Source organism: Synechococcus sp. PCC 6312, assembly GCF_000316685.1.
Lineage (GTDB): Bacteria > Cyanobacteriota > Cyanobacteriia > Thermosynechococcales > Thermosynechococcaceae > Pseudocalidococcus.
Genome location: NC_019680.1, coordinates 1,132,176 through 1,153,041 on the forward strand (window position 1 = coordinate 1,132,176; position 20,866 = coordinate 1,153,041).

The 20,866-nt window shown below is 51.0% G+C and carries 20 protein-coding genes and 1 CRISPR repeat array; of the genes, 16 read left to right on the forward strand and 4 right to left on the reverse strand.

Annotated features, from left to right (window positions below; all coding sequences use genetic code 11):
• Positions 1 to 87: 87 nt before the first annotated feature.
• The 16 genes from SYN6312_RS05670 (at position 88) to SYN6312_RS05745 (ending at position 15,013) form a co-directional block, all read left to right on the forward strand.
• The gene (locus SYN6312_RS05670) at positions 88 to 933 is read left to right on the forward strand and encodes a hypothetical protein (RefSeq protein ID WP_156804742.1); all 846 of its coding nucleotides are present in this window, start codon (positions 88 to 90) and stop codon (positions 931 to 933) included.
• The gene (locus SYN6312_RS05675) at positions 933 to 1,688 is read left to right on the forward strand and encodes a hypothetical protein (protein ID WP_015123899.1); all 756 of its coding nucleotides are present in this window, start codon (positions 933 to 935) and stop codon (positions 1,686 to 1,688) included. Before SYN6312_RS05670 ends, SYN6312_RS05675 begins: the two co-directional genes overlap by 1 nt.
• A 2-nt stretch (positions 1,689 to 1,690) precedes the next feature.
• Positions 1,691 to 2,449, forward strand: coding sequence for a hypothetical protein (locus SYN6312_RS18240; protein ID WP_015123900.1), 759 nt, complete (start codon positions 1,691 to 1,693; stop codon positions 2,447 to 2,449).
• 9 nt (positions 2,450 to 2,458) lie between these two features.
• Positions 2,459 to 3,382 carry a hypothetical protein gene (locus SYN6312_RS05685; RefSeq protein ID WP_015123901.1) on the forward strand — a complete coding sequence of 308 codons (924 nt, stop codon included), beginning with the start codon at positions 2,459 to 2,461 and terminating at the stop codon, positions 3,380 to 3,382.
• A 1-nt stretch (position 3,383) separates the two neighbouring features.
• Positions 3,384 to 3,674, forward strand: a complete 291-nt coding sequence (locus SYN6312_RS05690) for a hypothetical protein (protein WP_015123902.1) — start codon at positions 3,384 to 3,386, stop codon at positions 3,672 to 3,674.
• Positions 3,667 to 3,945: an HU family DNA-binding protein gene (locus SYN6312_RS05695; protein WP_015123903.1), complete on the forward strand. Its 279-nt coding sequence runs from the start codon at positions 3,667 to 3,669 to the stop codon at positions 3,943 to 3,945. Before SYN6312_RS05690 ends, SYN6312_RS05695 begins: the two co-directional genes overlap by 8 nt.
• Positions 3,942 to 4,382: a DUF1320 domain-containing protein gene (locus SYN6312_RS05700; RefSeq protein ID WP_015123904.1), complete on the forward strand. Its 441-nt coding sequence runs from the start codon at positions 3,942 to 3,944 to the stop codon at positions 4,380 to 4,382. The genes SYN6312_RS05695 and SYN6312_RS05700 overlap by 4 nt, the downstream gene beginning before the upstream one ends.
• Positions 4,383 to 4,832, forward strand: coding sequence for a Gp37 family protein (locus tag SYN6312_RS05705; protein ID WP_015123905.1), 450 nt, complete (start codon positions 4,383 to 4,385; stop codon positions 4,830 to 4,832).
• Entirely contained in the window at positions 4,825 to 5,595 is a 771-nt protein-coding gene (locus tag SYN6312_RS05710; RefSeq protein ID WP_015123906.1) for a hypothetical protein, read from the forward strand. The genes SYN6312_RS05705 and SYN6312_RS05710 overlap by 8 nt, the downstream gene beginning before the upstream one ends.
• Before the next feature lie 23 nt (positions 5,596 to 5,618).
• The gene (locus tag SYN6312_RS05715; protein ID WP_015123907.1) at positions 5,619 to 6,203 is read left to right on the forward strand and encodes a hypothetical protein; all 585 of its coding nucleotides are present in this window, start codon (positions 5,619 to 5,621) and stop codon (positions 6,201 to 6,203) included.
• Positions 6,196 to 9,516: a hypothetical protein gene (locus SYN6312_RS05720; RefSeq protein ID WP_015123908.1), complete on the forward strand. Its 3,321-nt coding sequence runs from the start codon at positions 6,196 to 6,198 to the stop codon at positions 9,514 to 9,516. The genes SYN6312_RS05715 and SYN6312_RS05720 overlap by 8 nt, the downstream gene beginning before the upstream one ends.
• Positions 9,513 to 10,058 (forward strand): hypothetical protein, encoded by a 546-nt coding sequence (locus tag SYN6312_RS05725; RefSeq protein WP_015123909.1) that lies wholly within the window; start codon positions 9,513 to 9,515, stop codon positions 10,056 to 10,058. The genes SYN6312_RS05720 and SYN6312_RS05725 overlap by 4 nt, the downstream gene beginning before the upstream one ends.
• Positions 10,055 to 11,254 (forward strand): hypothetical protein, encoded by a 1,200-nt coding sequence (locus SYN6312_RS05730; RefSeq protein WP_015123910.1) that lies wholly within the window; start codon positions 10,055 to 10,057, stop codon positions 11,252 to 11,254. Before SYN6312_RS05725 ends, SYN6312_RS05730 begins: the two co-directional genes overlap by 4 nt.
• Complete coding sequence (locus SYN6312_RS05735) at positions 11,254 to 11,511, forward strand: hypothetical protein (protein ID WP_015123911.1); 258 nt, start codon at positions 11,254 to 11,256, stop codon at positions 11,509 to 11,511. The genes SYN6312_RS05730 and SYN6312_RS05735 overlap by 1 nt, the downstream gene beginning before the upstream one ends.
• Positions 11,511 to 13,403 carry a hypothetical protein gene (locus SYN6312_RS05740; protein WP_015123912.1) on the forward strand — a complete coding sequence of 631 codons (1,893 nt, stop codon included), beginning with the start codon at positions 11,511 to 11,513 and terminating at the stop codon, positions 13,401 to 13,403. Before SYN6312_RS05735 ends, SYN6312_RS05740 begins: the two co-directional genes overlap by 1 nt.
• Before the next feature lie 62 nt (positions 13,404 to 13,465).
• Positions 13,466 to 15,013 (forward strand): hypothetical protein, encoded by a 1,548-nt coding sequence (locus SYN6312_RS05745; RefSeq protein WP_156804743.1) that lies wholly within the window; start codon positions 13,466 to 13,468, stop codon positions 15,011 to 15,013.
• Positions 15,014 to 15,189: 176 nt separating this feature from the next.
• Positions 15,190 to 17,939: direct repeats of the CRISPR family, unit length 36 nt; unit sequence GTGCTCAACGCCTTACGGCATCTAAGGTAGAGGAAC.
• Between the two features lie 252 nt (positions 17,940 to 18,191).
• On the opposite strand, the gene cas2 is transcribed toward SYN6312_RS05745, so the two are convergent.
• The 4 genes from cas2 to SYN6312_RS05765 form a co-directional block, all read right to left on the reverse strand.
• Positions 18,192 to 18,485, reverse strand: a complete 294-nt coding sequence (gene cas2 / locus SYN6312_RS05750) for a CRISPR-associated endonuclease Cas2 (RefSeq protein ID WP_015123914.1) — start codon at positions 18,483 to 18,485, stop codon at positions 18,192 to 18,194.
• A 1-nt stretch (position 18,486) separates the two neighbouring features.
• Entirely contained in the window at positions 18,487 to 20,196 is a 1,710-nt protein-coding gene (locus SYN6312_RS05755; RefSeq protein WP_253276422.1) for a type I-MYXAN CRISPR-associated endonuclease Cas4/Cas1, read from the reverse strand.
• A gap of 77 nt (positions 20,197 to 20,273) precedes the next feature.
• Positions 20,274 to 20,540 carry a type II toxin-antitoxin system RelE/ParE family toxin gene (locus SYN6312_RS05760; RefSeq protein ID WP_015123916.1) on the reverse strand — a complete coding sequence of 89 codons (267 nt, stop codon included), beginning with the start codon at positions 20,538 to 20,540 and terminating at the stop codon, positions 20,274 to 20,276.
• Positions 20,537 to 20,773, reverse strand: a complete 237-nt coding sequence (locus SYN6312_RS05765) for a hypothetical protein (RefSeq protein ID WP_015123917.1) — start codon at positions 20,771 to 20,773, stop codon at positions 20,537 to 20,539. The genes SYN6312_RS05760 and SYN6312_RS05765 overlap by 4 nt, the downstream gene beginning before the upstream one ends.
• Between the last annotated feature and the right edge of the window lie 93 nt (positions 20,774 to 20,866).

Sequence of the window (20,866 nt, forward strand, 5' to 3'; positions counted from 1 at the left end):
TTTTCCGTTGATGTATTGTATGCAAAACCCCGATCCTTAGACATTTGTCCTGTTGTTGAAACGGGGACGGGGCGGGATTTTAGGGGTATGAAGCCGATTAAATTACCGTTTCTCGTCAAAGGCACCCATCCGGCCACTAACGGCCGCTCCTATACGTTTGGCGATTCTGAAATTGAGGGTATTCGGGAATACGACCCCACCCTGCGCCGGGCCCCGATTGTGATTTCCCACGACCTGAAGGGCCTGGATGAGGCTGAAATCCTAAAAAACAAGAAATTGTCCGATGAATTGGCGTTTGGGTTGATTGAAGGTGTGGTACTGGAAAACGGCGTTCTCAAGGCGAAGTCCAACCGTTATGTCCCCAAGATTTTGGATTGGTTCAAAGAGGGCCGGATTGCGCAGATTTCAGCCAAGTTTTTCTCGCCAACCGACCCGCAAAATCCCAAGCCGGGGAAATATTACCTCCGGCACGTTGCCCTGTTGGGGGTGAGTCCCCAGGCGATGGAGAATTTGCCAGGCCCTGAGTTTGCCCAATTTAATCCTGAAGGAGAAGCGTCTGTGGAGATTGAATTTGCCGTGAAAGGTGCTGGTGCTGGCAAGAAGAAGAAGTGTCAAAAGGGCTGGAGTTGCGGGGCGGGGTGTATTTCCCGGACGAAGCGGTGTCCGAGTGCCTTGGGGAGTGAAGCAAAAAGTTACGCCGGGTATTTAAGGCGGCAGCTTTCTCGAATCGGAGTCAAAAACAAAGACGAGAGGCAGGAGTCCAGAACCGAAGCTGCGGCATTTGAAGACTTAATTGCAGGGCCTGGCAAGAAAAATAGCAAGGCGAATCAGAAGTCCCGCACGGCAGCGATCAAGCAAGCAAATAGCTCAGAGGTTAAACGTGCAGCCGCCGAATACCGTCGTGCTGAACGCCGCTTAGGGAGGAATCAGTAATGGTTAATCTGCCCGAAAACCCCACGCCAGAGCAACTCAACAAGATTATCCCCATCCTGGTCAAAGAAATCTTGAGGAGTGGCGAGCGGAATTACAGAGACGCAATCGAGAACATTACCTGGCAGCGCAAAGGCGAAGGCATCGAAGGCACGTTCGAGACGGGTAAAGACGTTTTCGGTTATTCCCTGATGCCCAAGGGTGAGGAATGGTACCGGGATATGTGGGTGATTTCGGGCGTGGACGATGAGGGCGCAGAATTTGCGGCCGCCGACGGCGATGAGGATTTGGACTTTGAGATTACGGGAGAGGGTATGGACGCAAACGACCGGGCGGTGATTGAAAGTATGGCCCTGCAAGAACGGGAGCAGGCCCTGGCAGAGAAGGAATTGGCGTTTGCGTTGCGGCAGGAGTCGTTGGCGGTGATTCAGCCGTTGGTGGGTAAGAAGATTCCCCCGGCCTGGGAGGATGACCTGGTGCAATTTAGAGCGGCGATTGGGGCGGCAGCGGGGCCTGGGGATTTGGAATTTAGCCAAGGCAGTTACAGCCCGGTCGCGTTTTTCGATCGGTTTCTGGAATCGTTGCCGGAGCAAATCGAATTCTCGGAAATTGCGGGTGGCGATGGGGCTGTGGTGGGAGCCGACGACGCTCAAGCCATTGCCAATGCGGCCATCGAATTCCAGCAAGAACAGCGGTCTAAGGGCATTGAAATTTCGACTGTTACGGCCGTTGCTCACGTTATTGGGAAGGACAAGTAAACATGAAAACCCCAGGCCTGATTAAAAATTTCGACTCAGCCAGTCCCGTCGCCCCCCGGCGAATAATGGCAATGGGCGCATCTGACGGCTATGCGGAGCAAGCTAGTTCCCCATCGCAGCGGTTGATTGGGGTGTCTCAGTGGGGCAGAAGTCAAGCCGGACGAACCGATGTCGTACTTTCCTGGATTGAAGAAGTTGACTATGGCGGGACGATTACCCGTGGGCAGCTTTTAACAACTGACGCTGACGGCAAAGCGGTAACGGCTGGGGATGGCGACTACTCGGTGGGAATGGCCTTCGTGTCTGGCGTGGCCGGCGATATTGGCTATGTGCTGATCAACCCGAGCCGGGTGGATGTGGGGTCTAACCTGACGGCTTCCCCTGCTGAAATCAACGTCCTGGACAATGCCCCGGCGAATTGCGTGTTCACGATTGGGTCGGAGTCCAGCAATATCATCAACGTCTCGGTGCAACTGCGAAATGCCGACAACACCAACTTGGCAACCCGGCGAGCGGTGCAGTGCTATCTGTCTGGAGCTAACACGGGTGCAACTCTGGCAACGGCCCCCAGTGGTGGGGTGGCGATTGGCACCAATGGCCTGCTGATTGAACCTGTGGCTGACCGATTTTTCACGGCAGTGACCAATGCCTCTGGGGTGTTTGACATCAACATCACCGATACGGGAACCCCCACGGTTTACCTGGTTGTGGTCTTCCCCAACGGGTCGATCCAAGTTAGTAACGCAATTACCTTCGCCTAGGAGTAACCAATGGCAGACTACCCTTTTGTTGAACAACCCCAATACACGGCGATTGCCCTGGCTTATACCAACCAGGCCATGATTGCTGACATTATTAGCCCCCGGATTCCAGTTACCGAGGAATCTTTTAAGTGGCAAAAACACAAACTGGAAGACGGTATGACGATAGTCGACACCCGTGTCGGTCGCACGTCTCGCCCAAATCAGGTTGAGTTCGCAACCACAGAAGAAACGTCTTCCTGTGAAGATTACGGGCTAGATGACCCTATCCCCCAAAAGGATATTGAGAACGCCCCTAAGGGCTACGACCCGCAATCCTATTCAACCGAGATGCTGACCGAGTTAATTCAGATCGACCGCGAAAAACGCGTGGCGGATCTGGTCTTTAATCTCAATACCTACCCCAGCGCCCAGCGACAGACCCTAGCTGGTTCCAGTCAATTTTCCCACCCCGACTCCAAGCCGATTGATGTGATGCTGAATGCCCTCGACGAAATGGTCATGAGGGCCAATACAGCGGTGTTTGGGCAAAATACCTGGACTAAGTTTCGCCGCAATCCTGCTGTGGTTAGCGCGATTAATGGCAAAAACAGCAGTGAATCCGTCACTCGTCAGCAAGTTGCAGAATTTCTGGAAGTGGATCGGGTGATAGTTGGCGCAAGCTGGCTGAACTCTGCGAAAAGGGGACAGTCCGCATCAATGACCCGCCTCTGGGGCAAGCATATTGCTCTGCTGTATCTCAAGCCGTTGGCGGCTTACACCAGGGGGATTACGTTTACGTTTACCGCCCAACACGGACAACGGGTTGCCGGGACGATTCAAGACCCCCATATCGGACTGAAAGGTGGCGTGATTCAGCGGGTCGGCGAATCGGTTAAAGAAGTGATCGCAGCTCCTGATTGTGGCTATTTCTTCCAGGATGCGGTGGCCTAAGATGGCAAATTCCAAAGTCCTGAGCCAACTGCACCACAACGGCACGCTTTACGCCCCTGGCGTGGAAGTGGAGCTACCCCGAGAAATCCAGGCCAGGTTAGCGGAATTGGGGGTGATTGAAATTCTCCCAGAAGCTAATCAGACCCTTGGGACTGATTCTGCAAGCGAAGAAAAAGAAACCCCTGAACAACCCGAGGTCGAAATGGCAGTCGAAGCCCCGCCCAAAAAACAGCCCACCCCCCGGAAACGGCCAGCCCCCAAACCAACAGCCCAAGGAGAAAGCGGTGAATAAGTCCAAACTAATCGAAGTGGCGGCCGAGGCTGCTGAGTTTACGAAAAAAGACATGGAAATTGCCCTCAATGCCGTCTTGGATGCCATCCAAAATGCCGTGGCCGCTGGCTCTGAGGTGAAATTGGTCGGATTTGGTACGTTCAAGCCGATTTTTGCCCAGGCCCGTGAGGGTCGCAATCCCCAGACGGGTGAAAGTATCAAGATATCGGCTACTCACAAGCCTGTGTTTCGGGCGGGTCAAGGGTTCAAGGATAAGGTGGCTCGGCGATGAACTACTGCACGGCTGAGGACTTAATCGCTCGGTTTGGTGAGCCTGAGTTGATCCGGCTGACAAATACCGGACTGCCAGGGGCAACCGAAATTAACTCGGAACGCCTGGAATCTGCGATTGAGCGACAAAGCCGGGTGATGGATGCGTTTATTGCCGTCAAAAACCAGTTGCCCTTGCCGGAAGTGCCCCCAGTCTTGGTGAGTTTCTGTTGCGACCTGGTGCGCTCGGATTTAGACAATAAACGGGAACGGGAAGAGGTCAAGCAACGGCGGGAAGAAGCGATGACGTTTCTGAAGCAACTAGCCAAGGGTGAGGCCACGCTGGGAATTGCTGCGGATGCTGAAGAAAAACCGGCCACGGCCGAGCCAATCCTTGTTTACGGGACGGCTGAATCTTTGGACGAAGAACCCTTAGACCAAGCCCTGAGGTGGTTTTAGATGGGGCTGCGAACCGCGATTGAGCAGGATATTGTGGCGGCCTTGGCTCCCTTGCAGGAGTTGGGCGTGTTTGTGGTGGATTGCCCAGAGGAAAGCCGCAAGTCGGGCGAAGTGTTTGACGTGGGCCAGGTTTCTGTCGGGTTTACTGGCGAAACAGCCGAGGCCCCGCTGTCACTGCCTGTTCACGGCACACCCCTGATTCAGCCTTTTTCTATGAGCTTTGAGGTTCACTTAGAGCTTCAGGACGACAACCACCGCAAAGCCGCCAACCTGATTGACCAGGTGGAAGAGTTGGTGAACGGGCTAATCCCCACAGGGCAAGACAAGCCGCTGTATTTTATCCGGTCTGGTTTTTTGCAGTTGGATAGTGAGTCGATTTGGCATTATGCCGTGATTTTTGGGTTTCAAGTGGTTAAAAAATCTCATCTCAAGGAGGCGGTAAATGCTTAGTGGAGTCGGTCGGTTAGCCCTAATTACCCGCAGTTTGTCTGCGACTGCGATTGCTCAGGAGTTGATGATTCCGGGCAAGTTTAGTCAATTTAACTTGAATGTGGAGACGGAAAACAAAAAGGCCGAGGCCTGGATTGACGGGGTGAAAGAAAACGTTTCCAGCGCAATCGGCAAGCGGACAACAACCTTGCAGCTTGCGTTCCAGTATCTCGACTGGTTCCACCTCCAATTAGCCCAAGATGAACTGGCGACCAATGTCAACGTCACTTTGCCGATTTACAAGACCGTGACAGTGCCGGCCACCCCGTTCAAGATTACGGATGCTGACATTTCTTCGGCTGGGATTGCCAGTTCAGTCAAGGCCTATGTGACGGATCGGGGGAGTTGGGGCGAGGCGGGTTATTTGGTCGCGGAAAGCGGGACACTGGCGGCACGGGAGTTTGAGGCTGACCACACTGACACTTCGATTACCTTTCACTCTGGCCTGGCGGGCGCAAGTGTTACCTATGTGGTGGATAAGGCGTTTACCAGTATCCCCAGTATTGGCAAAGCCCCGGATGCAATCAAGATTGGCGAAGTCTCGTTTATTGGCAAGGGCTACGGGCCGGAATTTCCCAACGGGGTGTTTATCCACATTCCTAGCCTGACCCGCTCTGGCTCCCCCAGTTTGCAAACCGACGACGTTCCTACCTTTGAAATTCCCTTTGATTGCAACGTGGCCAGTGGCTACCGTACCCCAGTGCAGTATTACCGCTTGCCCTAGTTTTCTCCTCGATTGAGGTCTTGATGTTTGCCACCTTCCCCCGCCTGGAATTTGAAGACCGCTGTGGCGTGATTCGTGGCCTGGCGGGGTGTTCGCTGATTGGGCGGCAGGAGTTTTTTGAGCGGTTGCAGCAGGTTCAACAGCGACTTCAGGAATTACCGGAGCTTTCCACTGTGGCCGAGCTTTACGATACCGATACTCGCTTTCGGCACTACTGCGACCGTTGCCTGATTCTTAACGGACTAGACCCAGATTGGCTGACCATGTCCATGTTGGAGGAAATGCTTTTTGTCAGGGTTGTGGAAGGAGAGACCCGGCCTGGCTTGCTGACTGAGCTAAACCAGCCACCCAAGTCGTCAAAACCCACCGATGAACCCGCCACGCTCCACGAAATCCTGGCATCTCTGGCTACCCACGAAAAAAGCCTGGGTGATGCCCTCAAGCTGGCTTCTGACCTGAATTTACCCGCCAACGATTTGCTGGAAATCCTCACGGCTCGCTCTGAGTTGGAGAAATCCGCAGACCCCGAATACCGCAAGAAAAAACAACAGAAGGCCTGGCAGGAAAAAGCCTTGGCAGATTTGACCGGAGGGATGCCCAATGGCTGACCTGAAAACCAGGCTGATCTTTTCCGCAGAGGGCACAGGCCGGACTGTGGGCGAAATCCGGCAACTCCAGAACGAACTGAAGCGAACCGGGCAGGAAGGAGCGCAATCGATCCAACAGTTGGACACAGTGAATACTCGTCTGGTGGGAAGTGTTCAGGAGTTGGCTGCCAAATATTACCTGGTGATTAGCGCACTCCAGGGGATTGTCGCTGCTGCCAGGCCTGCCTACGACCTTCTGATTGGGCAAAACGAACGCCTGCAACAGCAAATCTTAGGCACAGCCGCCAGCGTTTCGGCAACCAACCGAGTGTTTCAGGACGGGTTTCAGATTGCCGACCCGACCGAGGCGATTACCGCCGTTACCCCTTTGATTGAGCAATCCCTAGCCAAAATCCGTAAAGGCTCCCTGGAGTTGGTGGGTGTCACCTCTGGGCAGTTAGTAGACAGCTACCAGATTATTGCTGGGCAGACGGGGGAACTGGACATCAACCTAGACCAAGCCGCAGACCTCACCCTAGACTTTGCTGCCGCCCTCGGAACCCTCGGAATTCCGCTCTTCCAGGCCCGCCAAGAGATTACCTCAATTGCCCAAGGGACGATTGACCAAAACTCCATCCTGGCCAAGACCCTAGGGTTGACCAACGATCAGGTGAAAACCCTGAAAGAGCAAGGGCGGCTCTACGATGTTTTGCGGGAGAAATTAGCCGCCTTCCGGGCCGGGAATGCACTTGCCGCAAACAGTATTGACGGGATCACCAGCAACATTCAAGAGCTTGTGGAGTTACTGGGCCTGGAGCTGGGTGCACCACTGCGAGAGCAAATCCTGGGGCCATTAGCCGATATTTTTGAGTTCCTCAACAGCAAGTCCGAGCAAATCACTGAGTTCCTCCGGGAAGTGATTAACCTGTTTGACGATATTGGGGCCTCAATTCGCGACAGCCTGGGGAACAGTTTTTCTCAGTTAGAAGCAGCCCTAGCCCCCATCCAAGAACGATTGGTTGCGCTGTGGGCAGATGGCACGATTCAGAACGGTTTGCGTGACCTGGGGGCGGCGATTGGGCAAATTATCGAACTATTTTTTGAGTGGCAAGCCCTGCTGACTCAACTGATTGGGCCGCAAATCCAAACCCTCCTGACCCTATTGCCCTTTGTCCTGAAAGGGGCGGCGGCATTGCTCTCCGGCATTTCGTTGACCTTACAGGCCATTGTTCGAGGGATTGCGATTCTGGTGGATGCGGTGCTTTCGTTCCCAAGGCTCATTGCTGACATTGGCCGGTCAATCACCAGCACCTTTGGGCTTGGCAAGGAATCAGTTGATCGGTTCTTTAGAGCCTTGGTTAACGGTATCTCAGACCCCAGAATTAGGTTGTTGCTCAAGTTATTGGGAGTCTCTATCGCTGAGTTGGGCGATAACTTTGACCCCATAGTGGAAAAGGCAAGGGATGCCACTGATGCGATTGTCAGGGAGACCGAACGCTTGCAGAGTGAGCTGGCCAGTGGTGCAGCCGGAGCCTCAGGTAAGATTGGTGAGCAGATTAAAAAGATTGACGCTCAAATTGAGTCCCTACGCCGTTCCACTGTTGAGGGCAGAGCCAACCGAGAGGAAGTGCAGCGGCAAATCACCGTCCTAGAGGAACTCAGACGGGCCTTGGCTGGGGCAGCGACCGGAACTGAGGTGCTGGTGTCGTTTCAAAAAGAGCAAGAGCGCACCCTTAAGGAAATTGAACGGCTGACCAAGAAATTCTCCACCACCCTTGAGCTTGAGGAGCAAGAGCGACAAAACCGGATCACTGAGATAGCCAATGCAGGACTGGAGAGTAGTAACGAGATTGAACGCCAGAAACTGGAATCTAAACGGCAGCGAATTGAACAGGAACTTGCCTTTGAACGGGAAAACCTGGCTAAGATTGAGGCTCTCCAGGGCGACCCTGATGAGCGGGAATCAGCGATTCGAGATGCCAAGCTCAAGACCGCCAAACTGGCCGGGCAATTATTGGAAAACGAAGCCCAACAACAAAAACAGGGGATTGCCGAAATCGAACAGGTCACTAAAGAATCCCTGCAACGGTTGCAACTAGCAGAACAGGAGCGACAAAACCAAATCCAGGAACTCCTGAACCAGGGCTTAATTCGCCAAGACCAGGCCGAGCGTAAACGGTTGCAATCCACCCGTGAGCGCACTGAGGCAGAATTTAAGGCCGAACAGGAGAAACTGGACAAACTGGAAGCCGCCGAGGGAAACAACGCTGAAGCTATTGCCGCCCAGAAACAAAAGCTGGCAGAGATTACGGGACGGTTACTCGAAAACGAATTCCAGCAACAGCAAAAGCTTCGTGACCTGATTATCAAGAAAATCACCGAAGCCGAACAGTTGCAAGCTAGGTCTGCGGATCTGCAAGCCAAACGCCTCGAACGACTGATTACCCTGGCTGGGCAGCAGGAGCGAGTATTTCAATCCCAGGTATCGCTGCAACAGGCCCTAGACCGTCTGACTAAGAGCCGATTTGATCTGGCCACGGCTACGGCTGAGACTGAACTGGAGGCCTTGAAAAAGGCGGGGGCTTCTCAGGATCAGATTGAGCGCAAAGAGAAGCAGATCCAAGACCTGAAGCTCCAAGCCATTCAAGCCAGCCAATTGGCGGCTCAGCGGGAGCTTGAGTTCCAGATTCAGGCCGAGATTCGGGCGAATAAACGTTTAGAAATTGAAGCCAAAATTGCCGCACTCAAGGCTAAGTCCGAAGTGGTCTCCCAGCAAGCCGCCCTGGAAAAACTGAAGCTCAATCCGGAAGCCACCCCAGAGCAAATTAAACAGGCTCAAGAACTCCTAGACCTGACCCGACAACAAGCGGCCGAAGCTGAAAACCTGGTCACTCTCGCCCAGCAAGAGGGAACGCAAATTCAGCAAACGGCCCAGATTCGGCGGGAGGCTCTCCAAAATGACCAAACCCGAGAGCGGTTGCCGTTCCAGCGTCCTGGGCTTCAGGGTTCACCTTTGGGTGCTTTAGGAGCCTCCCCTGTAAGTGCTGGCGTTGCTCCCTTGCCTCGCTCACCAGTAACCCCAGCGATTGCCCCCTTGCAGCCGTTGGTGGGGGTTGAAGGTGTGCCGCCGTTGCCGTCTGTGTCCCAGGTGCGGCCGGTGATTGCGATTCCACAAACCGAAGTCGTCAACCAGCTTAAAAGCCTGGAAGAGATTGTCAAAACGATTTCCGGTCAAGTCGGTGCGGTGTCCACCAGACCCAATGTCAATGTGACCAATAACAACCCGCCGCCCCAGTTACCCCGTGGGAATCAGTTGGGAGTGTTAGCCCTATGACGAGCGTTAATTACCCCTTTGGCACGACTCAGGTATTTAGCTACGGTGAGGATGAGGATGCTTTGACCGTGACATTGGATGCCGCCAATTTTGAGTTTGCGGCTGGGCAAGGCGACGGTTACTTAGACTTTCTCGGTTATGACAGGCAAGACGACCCGGAGTATCTCGCAAAAACCAAGCTAAACAGTTCTGGAGCGGCGGTTTGGGAAGGCCCAGCGTTTGTGATTCCCCAGTTGTTTGCTTGGCGGTTACAACTCCTGACTCAAGAAAAATACGAGACCCTGTGGGCGATGTACCGCCGTCAGCAGTCCGAAAAGGAGCCGATTATTCTAGAGGACTATCGCCTGGTCATGAGCGAACCGTCCCCCAAAACCAGAACAGAAGTGGGTGAAGTCATGAATGCACCGGACATTGCCGGCATGGACTATTTCTGTGCTGTCTTCGCAATTCGGCTAGAAATGGGAACGCGCTATCAGATTTTTTGGGATGGTAATGCACGGCTCTATGAGCTTGAGATGACGGCGCGGGAGATTCTGGCATGAGCCTGGATTCGATGTTGCTGTCCCTGGCCCAAACCCGCCAAAAGACACGGGACACCGTAGCAACGACTGAAATTGTCCGGCGAATGCGGCAACTAGACCCGTGGCTAAGAAACACCAGTTCAGTAGATAGTGGGCCATTTGATGGGCGGGAATATCGGCGGGTCAAGGTTGAGGAGCAGAACCGAGACAAGGAGCTTAGTGTTGGATTTATCAAGGTAGTTCAAACAATTCCGGGAGGCACAAAATATGCCCGCACATACTACTGTTCAATAGACAATGGCAAATTTATTGAATTAGTGACTCTTGAAAGTCTTGACACGAGTGCTGGTTCAAGCCAGGGAATACGAAATTTTTATGAACCACAAGGTTATTGGGCCGGAAGCGAGTTTTGGGTCTATATCTTTAACGAAGAATGTATCTCAGTAGGAACTCAGGCCCCAACTGGTGCACGAAATGGGATTTTCAGGTTCATTTGCAGGGCTTATGTAAACGGCAATTTACGATGGACTTATGTTTATAACTACCCACCTAGAGCCAATACAGGAATAGGCGGAGACCCATCTCCAGGTGATATTTACACAGTGGGCGATAGATGGACGCACACTTTTATAGGATGCGGAAAGGATGAGATTTATTTCAAAAGGGTCGAAAGTATTCAGTTAACCCGTTCTTACCCTGAGATTAATTTTAATTTCCCTGTTGTGTTTTCTACCGTAAGCTTAAAAGGTGGAACTGCCACGATATCAACGGCGGCCACGATTGATATTACATCCCTTGATGGTCAAGAAATTCTAGGATATTTTTCAAGGCGTGATAGCGAAGTCTTTGCGGCTCGGATATATTATGACAGCCTGCTAGATTCAAGGCATGGTGGGGCAGATCGGATTTATTTGGGGCCAAAAGTAGTCCTTTACAAGAGAGATCTTAGTAAAATTTACTGGACTCAGGATGCGGAGTCAAAGGAATCCGCCTTTTCTGATAATGATTTGCTTTTCGTTAGGAGAGTTTTTAGCTATAGGAGGCCCTTGTATTCTTACTGGGATTCTAATGCTCGTCAATTGTATTCCGAAAAATTTGATGGCAGTAGCAAAAATAAACGCACTTCAAGGGTCTCTCCTTTCAAGATTATCGAGAAAGATAGAGAAAATAGCGATTTCGAGAGCATTGAGTATGGACTGTTTTTGGGAGATAGCTAATGGATCCCTCACCCCTCCTCTCCCAACTGCGAAACCAGGCCCGGTCAACCCAGATCGCAGAAACCCTTGTCCAACAGGGGCGATTTATCTATAAAGGAACCGTCACTAAACTGGAGGGCGATAAGGTTTGGGTCAGCATTCAAGGACAGCCGCCAATCCGTTGCCAAAGCCTGGGCGGTTCATTTGGGCTAGGGGAATTTGTCACCGTCAGAATCACGGCCGGTAAAGGCTTTGTGAAAAAACTGGAGGCCCGCTGATGCTGAATACCGCCTCCCGTAAGTTCAAAGTGATTTTATATAAGGGTGATTCCGGTAGCCCTTGGGACGTGAGCAATTTAGTTAGCCCTGAGGGGATTGAGATTACCCGTGACCAAATCCAACTGGAGGAGCCGCCGATTGTCAACGGAACCCTAACCCTCCGGGGAACTGGCGGGGAAAGCCTTAACCCACGGGTGAATTTTGGGCGATTTGCACCGGGAAACCTGGTATGGATTCAAGTTCAAGACAGCACAGGAACCTGGCGGGATTTACCCTTTGGCGCAAGGCTGAGGATTAACGAATTTGATTTTGATGATGGCCTGGGCCGTCCGGGGGAGGGTCGCAAACCGCCGCAGATTACGCTGATGCTGACGGATAAGCTCGGCTTTGCCCGTGAGATCGATCCACCTACGGATGCCAGTGATATTGAAATTGGTGAATCAACCCCCTTGGCAGACGTGGTGCAGAGATACCTGGAATTTAAGGATTTAACTCTTTCCACCGTTGAAGGCGACCCTGTTCCGTCCGCTGCGTTGATTGCCCCACTGACCTTTGACGGGAAAGGGAATGTCATCGCCCATGCCCATAAATTGCTGTGGTGCAACCCCAATCAAGACCGGGAAGCCTATGCCGTATCTGTGGACAAACTGGAGCGGGTGCGGTTAAGCCGGATTAACTTAGCCCCAGAAACCGCCTTGTTCGAGGTGTTGCCGGAAGCCCTGGTGTTATATCGGGATATTCGGGAGGAAAAAGAAAAGCTCCCCGGTAAGGTCAAGGTGACAGGGGTGGGCAAAATCCTCAAACCCACGGAAGACCCGCCGCCACAAACGGTTTTGTTATTTGATGCTGATGGGGCCTTGGTGGGATCAACAACAACCTTCTACAGCAGTGATGACAGCGACCTTCAAACCTTTCGGAAGCTAACCACCAAGACCACCCGAACCCAAGCCAAGCGGGTCTTCCCAGATTTAGATGTGGGGAATCAGTTGATCGTCAGTGAACGGGCGGACTCGGTGATCGCCTATCGCAAATCCGATAAAGCCAAAGTTGAGGAACGAGAAACCACCTGGATTCCGGCGGGCTTGATTGACCCGGAGGCGTTTAATATCTATCAGCCTCGGCGGGCTAGGTTGTCGGTTAAGACGGTTAACTACGAACTAGACAAAACGATTAAAGGCAGTAACACAGGGCGCAAAGCCGCCAGGGGATTGAATAACCGGCCTGAGGATGTGGATAACGAGGAGGGAACGCCCTATGATTTGCTGTTTGATGGGTCTGAGGCGGAATCTTACGTCAAAATCAACGCCGAACAATACGCCAAATCGGTTGTTTCGACTGACCCGGACGGGCAAAAACAGTCCCAAAGTTTTGCTAATGCTGAGGCCTTACCCCCGGCAGCTGACCTAATGCCCGACCCGAACACGATTGAGGAATCGGAATTGATGGCCGAGGAGGAGATTGTTTATCCGGATCAGGAGCCGGGGATTAATAAGCGCACGAAAACGATTGACCTGGGGGATTATGTCCTCAATCAAGAGTCTTGCCGCCGGATGGGACTGCTCTATGCCCGCTTTACCTTGGGTAATTGGCTGGCTAAGGAGATTGTCTTTCCCATTTCCGACACTTTACTCAATAGTGATTGGACTCCAGGCAAGGCGATTTTTGTAGCCAGAGGCGATGGAACCAGCGATGTTTATCTTTGCTCGGGGGAGGCGATTACGCTGGATTTGCGGTCTTTTTATGCCGGGGTGACGGGAATCTGGCTGGGGACACGGGAGACAGGGGCGTTAGATGTGCCGCCCAACGACCCGATTGGGACGGTTAAACGGTACTTAGCCCTGGAATCTGGGGGCAGAATTTTGCAAGAAAACAATGGAGGTATTTTGCTGTGAGTGAGTTAGATCTGCCTATCTCAGGTATTGCTAGGGCCACAGTGTCAAACCTAAAGGCACTTGTGCCCGTCGCTTACCCTGTCGGGGAAGACGAATACGACAATAAAACCCTTGAAATCGAACAGATATTGGCAGGGGTTGTTCAAAATGTGATCGGGCGGATTGCTTGGAGTCCTGAGGGGGAGTGGGATAATTCAACCCCGTATCAAGTGGACGATATTGTTTATGTGCCGGGAGTGGGGTCGTTTATTTGCGTCCAGAACCATACGAATCAACAACCACCTAATCCGACCTATTGGCAACGGCTCACTTCAGAGGGGGCAAAACTCCTGACGGGTAATGGGGTTCCAAGCTCTGGCCTGGGCCGGGATGGTGACTTATATATAGATGTCGAAAACTCGGATTTGTATGGCCCGAAAACAAGCGGGGCCTGGGGCAGTGGGACTAGCCTGATTGGGGCAGCGGGGGTTATAGGCTCTCAAATCTATGCCGGAACTGGCGCGCCTTCTGACTTGGAAAATGATGTCGATTTATATATAGACGACTCTACGGGTGATCTATACAAGCAAATTGACGGTGAATGGGAGTTGCTGCTCAGTCTGAAGGGTGAGGATGGTGCTACGGGTACGGTTTCGGCGGCTTCTGGTGTGACGCTGGAGCATATTGCAACACCCTCTGCCCCAAGTGCCGGGAACACGATTCTTTACGCAAAATCTGACAATAAACTTTACTTCCGGCCTGCGAGTGGATCTGAAACTGAGGTGGGTGCGGGTTCTGGCGGTGCTTCTGCCTTTGCCGATCTAACCGATGTTGATTTTGACCCGGTTCCTGCGGTTGGTGATACGTTTGTTTGGAACGGATTAATTATGGTTCCGGCGTATCGGCGTGACGTTCTGACCAGTGATCGTGACTATTATTTCCGAACGGATGGCAACGACTCAAATACAGGAGCCACCAACGACGCAATGGGCGCGTTTTTAACCCCACAGAAGGCGATTGATGTGGTTGCCGGACTAGATATTTCAATTCAAAATGTTTTGATTCAAGGAGGAGACGGAGATTATACCGGAGCTGGAGACCTTGTCATCAAAGCCCCCCTAGGTTCAGGAAATGTGACGTTACAGGGAAACACTTCCGATAGGTCTCTAGTGCAATTAGGAAGTACCACATTCACTCGCTCGCCCTACTTAGGATTTTCGATCAAAGACCTTTATCTAAACCTTGCTACAAATGTGACAGCACTGGCGGCTAATGCGGCTTATTTGACTGTGAATAACTGCCGTGTTCGTAATGCGAGTGCCTCTGGATTTAGTGCAAAAATAAGGGCCGACAACGGAGGCACAATCATTATCACCAACGGCATACACCTAGAAGGGAATACGGCTGGAGCTAGTGGTTATTGCTTTTTCGCCTTTGGACAAGGACTGATCAGTGCGCTGAACCAGACTTTTACAATGATCAGTTCACCTAGTTTTGGAAACGTGTATTACTGCGGGGGACTTTCATTTATTGAATTGGGCGGGAGTACCATATCCGGAACTTACACCGGAACCCTTTACACGAAAGAGGGCGGCGGCACTATCCGAGGCCCCGCTTTTACTTATGTTTAGAAAGCGGCGTTCCACTACAACCCGTCCTGATTAATAATTTTTGCTTATATGTGATCATTTAATTCTGGATCAAATCTGTCAGAGAGAATGATCCAAAAATCAGTGATTTCTTGATCCAGAATTACGTGACTCGTTACAAACTATGTATTTGGCTATAGCAGCAACCGTAATTGCATGTGCTCAACGCCTTACGGCATCTAAGGTAGAGGAACACCCTGCCGTATCTTTAACTTCAAATATGTATTTAGTGTGCTCAACGCCTTACGGCATCTAAGGTAGAGGAACTTTCCTTTTAATTTTACTTCGGTAAAACAAGAAAGTGCTCAACGCCTTACGGCATCTAAGGTAGAGGAACTCCATTAACGAATTAGAAGCCGAACGCACAAAACTGTGCTCAACGCCTTACGGCATCTAAGGTAGAGGAACTACCGCATCAGTTAACAGCATTTGCTTTGTAACTCTGTGCTCAACGCCTTACGGCATCTAAGGTAGAGGAACTTGGGCTTGACATTACCTTGGCGGCCCAACAGATGGGAGTGCTCAACGCCTTACGGCATCTAAGGTAGAGGAACGGAGTGAGACAAGTGAACAACCTAATAGATTGGAATGTGCTCAACGCCTTACGGCATCTAAGGTAGAGGAACATTTTTCAATCTAATAGAGCTTTCTTTAACTTTTAGTGCTCAACGCCTTACGGCATCTAAGGTAGAGGAACGTTCGATTATTTCTCCGTTAACTTCTTCTATCTGGTGCTCAACGCCTTACGGCATCTAAGGTAGAGGAACGATCTATCCGTTGCCGTGAAATTAAGAACAGATTTTGTGCTCAACGCCTTACGGCATCTAAGGTAGAGGAACTGGGTTTGGAGACAACAAGAGTCACGGGCAAAAAAAGGTGCTCAACGCCTTACGGCATCTAAGGTAGAGGAACCCAAAGTAAAAATTAGGTCATTGGAAAGCATTGAAGGTGCTCAACGCCTTACGGCATCTAAGGTAGAGGAACGTCAAAGTTGGCACTGATCGTCTCGCATCATTGGCGTGCTCAACGCCTTACGGCATCTAAGGTAGAGGAACTCGAGATAGCTTGCAAGTTTTGGGTATCGTTTTCGAGTGCTCAACGCCTTACGGCATCTAAGGTAGAGGAACCAACTCATGTCTCCGTACCCAGGCGATTTACAGCAGTGCTCAACGCCTTACGGCATCTAAGGTAGAGGAACGCCCCAATCGCCGCAGTTCACCTTGTTCCGAATCGGTGCTCAACGCCTTACGGCATCTAAGGTAGAGGAACTATATCTAAATTGTTTCTAATCTCGTTAATATCCTGTGCTCAACGCCTTACGGCATCTAAGGTAGAGGAACTAAAGAAAGCTCTATTAGATTGAAAAATCTTTAAGGTGCTCAACGCCTTACGGCATCTAAGGTAGAGGAACAGGGAATTTACTTTTAGTATATACAATTAACGAAGTAGTGCTCAACGCCTTACGGCATCTAAGGTAGAGGAACCCCTAGCCTGATTACTGTGTGGCCTTGAGTATCTTGAGTGTGCTCAACGCCTTACGGCATCTAAGGTAGAGGAACCCGGGGGCCACGGCGAACTGGAAAGTTTTTAAGACGTGCTCAACGCCTTACGGCATCTAAGGTAGAGGAACTTGAGTCTAAGTGGAAGTCTGAGTCTTGATTACGTGCTCAACGCCTTACGGCATCTAAGGTAGAGGAACTTGAGTCTAAGTGGAAGTCTGAGTCTTGATTACGTGCTCAACGCCTTACGGCATCTAAGGTAGAGGAACCGAGTATTCCGTGAACAGCCAGACGGATCGGTTGTGGTGCTCAACGCCTTACGGCATCTAAGGTAGAGGAACTGGTCGGTGGTACTAATGTCCTGAAACCCGCGATGTGCTCAACGCCTTACGGCATCTAAGGTAGAGGAACCACTGATGGCGGGTGCGGGTATAGCAGGTGGAAGTGGTGCTCAACGCCTTACGGCATCTAAGGTAGAGGAACCTTCTCACCGTCAAACATAATCCTGATGTTTGTTCGTGCTCAACGCCTTACGGCATCTAAGGTAGAGGAACTTTAGACGAAATTTACGAACTCGGACAATCTCGCACGTGCTCAACGCCTTACGGCATCTAAGGTAGAGGAACCCGAATTAGTATGAGGGCAAATAACGGTATGCCCGTGCTCAACGCCTTACGGCATCTAAGGTAGAGGAACTTGCTGTACCGTTCTAGGCCCATTAGGAGCCATGTGCTCAACGCCTTACGGCATCTAAGGTAGAGGAACTACAGCTTTCTGCCGCTCCAACCAGTATTGCCACTGTGCTCAACGCCTTACGGCATCTAAGGTAGAGGAACTTGTATAGCCTGTACCACAACTTAACGGATGCCAAGTGCTCAACGCCTTACGGCATCTAAGGTAGAGGAACCAAGTAGGCTTTACGCAGTTGTAAATCAAGCGTCTGTGCTCAACGCCTTACGGCATCTAAGGTAGAGGAACCCAGATAGCTTTGCCCCCCAACCCATAGAAAATCAAGGTGCTCAACGCCTTACGGCATCTAAGGTAGAGGAACTAGAACTGAACCGGCCTTAACCCTGACCCAATACAAAAGTGCTCAACGCCTTACGGCATCTAAGGTAGAGGAACGTTATAGCGTTCCTCTCCCAATAGATTCTTAAGAGGTGCTCAACGCCTTACGGCATCTAAGGTAGAGGAACTATCTACTTTAGGTTTGTACTCTTGTGATTTCCCGGGTGCTCAACGCCTTACGGCATCTAAGGTAGAGGAACTAGAGACGAATCAGAAAGAAGAGTTGCTTATTTTGTGCTCAACGCCTTACGGCATCTAAGGTAGAGGAACTCTACAAAACAAGTTAGATTGCTTAACCAAGAGACGTGCTCAACGCCTTACGGCATCTAAGGTAGAGGAACGGCACCTGCTGAAACGCTCTCCAGGCCAGGCCTGGATTGAAGTCTTGCAAGGTGCTCAATACTATACGGCATCTGAGGCAATAAATAACCTATAGTCTATCTAAATTATAGCATGAAACGCTTTCTGGATAAGGGTTGTAGGTCATGCAAGTACCCTAGAAACTAACAACACACTCAAAACCGAGGACTCCAGAGGTTTTACGCCGCATTAGGGATTGCTCAAGCGTAAACAAGCTCTAATCCTTGCATGGGCTAAAAGATTTGATGGGCATCGCTAGGTTCAATCCAGGCCCCAGGCCGGTTACAACTACAAAGCCGTTCCCGACAGCGTTCACATAGGCCGACCAACAAAAGAGCATCTTCAGGTTCGAGTATCTGTTCGAGTTCCCAGCGAAGTTTCTCACAATTTCGTTGAGTTAATAAGCACCGAAAAATGGAAAACTGCAAGCTTTCACCGTAACCCTTGAGGAGTTTATAGGCTTTGCGCCAGCGTTTTGGGTCGCGAATGTCATAGCAAATGAGATACCAGCTTTGTTTTTCTGCCATGTCAGCGCACCACTAGTTTGGCAAATAAACCCGGCTCACCCATCCATTCTTTTTCCAACAGACGCACTTCTAATTCCAATAAACGGCGATAGGTGAGGGAGTAATTCGTGACGGGATGTTTCCACTTTTCTTGCTTGCGTCGTTCATAGGCATCAATAAATTTCCGGCGGCCACTCTCACTCAGCCAAACTTGAGCACCCCGACATTCAAAATCTGTACTGATGTCCCATTGCTGGCGATTAATTGAAGCCACGACAACCATATCCACCAAGGGTACTCGGAAAATTTCCATCAAATCTAGGGCTAAGGGGGCAGCTTGAGAGCGGGGTTGATGGTAAAAGCCCAGAGCCGGCTCCAGGCCAACGGTGAGAATTCCATTCATGACATCTTTGAGCAGCAGGGCATAGCCAAAACTGAGCAGCGCATTAAATGGGTCTTTCGGGGGGCGGCGACTGCGGCCGGAAAATTGCAATTCTGCTGGAATGCGCTCGGTTAATAGGGCGGGCAAGGCTGAAAAATAGAGAGAGGCAAGGTTCCCTTCCAGGCCCAGAAGTGATTCCAAAGAGTTGACTGGCTCGATTTGTTTCAGCACGGCCTGCATTTGTTCAATAATCGGGGTGACGGTTGTCAGAACATCAGATTTGCCCCGTTGGCCCCGCATGAGAAATTTGCGCTGGCTTTGGCCTCGACAGGTGACGAGTAATTTGGCTAAATGTAGACAGACTTGCGGATCACTGAGGGCTTGATATTGGCGAATCCGGCGTTGAATACTGCCTTGGCGAGAATCAAAACTGCCGATATAGCGACCGCCCCCGGTAATAAAATGCACCCCAATATCGCGACTGGCACAAAAGTGCAGGGCCTGGGTCGAAATTTGCGAAAAGCTGTGGAGAACGACTTGACTCACCCGTTGGGCCGGTAATTTTTCCTCAGGCTGGTCTCGATGGCTGATCTTGATCTGCTCCCCGGATTTACCAACTTTCGAGCCTGGGGTGAGGACATGAATTATCTCCCGGTCATCATCTCGGGGAAAAAGTCTGAAGGTGGCACGGTCGGGGTCTTGGGTTAAACGGGCTTCTTCCGGTAGACAGACAGGGGCAAGGGAACAACTGGCACAGAGTTTTTCATTGGTTGCTACAGGTGGGCGTTGGAGAGATTGGCGCAGGGCCTGGGCCTGTTGGATGGCGGTCAGGACTTTTTGGCGGCCGGCAGTTGTGAGGGGAACTCTTACCATGACGTTATCGGCATGATAGCGAATTCGACCTTCCTGGATCGGAATATTTAACGCCTCTTCAATCAGATAGGCATAGGCTAAGATTTGGAGTTCGTCACTGGCCCAGGCCTGGGGTTGTTTATTCTGATCTCGGTAGCAGCGTCCCCGCTTGTGTTCGTAGGGAATGACCTGACCATTGCGAGTTCGCAGGGCATCCACCCGGCCCCGTATCCCCAAGGTTTCGCTTTCCAGATTGAGTTCTTCCCAATCTTCATCTTCTTGTTTTTGCAATTCCACATGAAGTCGTCGGCCGGCAAACACGGCGGCATCTTGGGTATAAAGTTCTTCGACTTCTTCTAGGTAAAACAATCGCGGGCAGTAGGCCAGGGCATGGAGGGCAGAGACTCGGATCGTTGGGGTAGTTGGCGGGGCCTGGGTGGGGAGTGCAAGCATGATCTGAGGAGGAATGGCAACACGCTTAAGGTAGCTTGCGTTCACAGATAAATCATGGATCTTGTGCGACTGACGAATAAAGCCAAGTCATATGCTTGTCGATCCCTCCTAATTGAACTTACTTAGATTTGAGTGTAGATGTCTCGACGATGACCAATTTTGATCACTAAAATAATTAATTTCTCTGCCTCAACTCGGTAAATAATGCGATAGTCTCCTACTCGGATCCGAAGCAGGCCATTTCCGTTTTTGAGCTTTTTGGTATGGACAGGATAAGGATCGACGATAAGAGCCTCTATTCTATTTGCAATCCGCTGTTGAATTTCCTTGGGGAGTTTAGCGAGTTCCTTTTTCGCTGTTTTCAAAAACTCAATGCGATAATTGCTCACAAACCCAACTCCTGCTTAACCTCATCCCAAGTGACCCGGCGTTGGTTCTCTGGATTAGACTCAGCAAGAGTGGCTTCCTTTACATCTAGTAAATCTTCTAGATCATCAGCATTAATCACAGCTAACTTACCTTGGGCAATCCAGTCTAAAAATTCCTCGCTTGATAAATTAAATTGCTGAGCTAAGGACGTAATACCCGCTAATATTTTTCCAGAAATTGATACAGAATTCATCAAATGCCTCCTAATTTATACAGATCGAATAATAATTAACTAATGTTTAGCGTGGGTGATTAGGGTGAGTGAGGTGTCCATGTACAAGTGCTA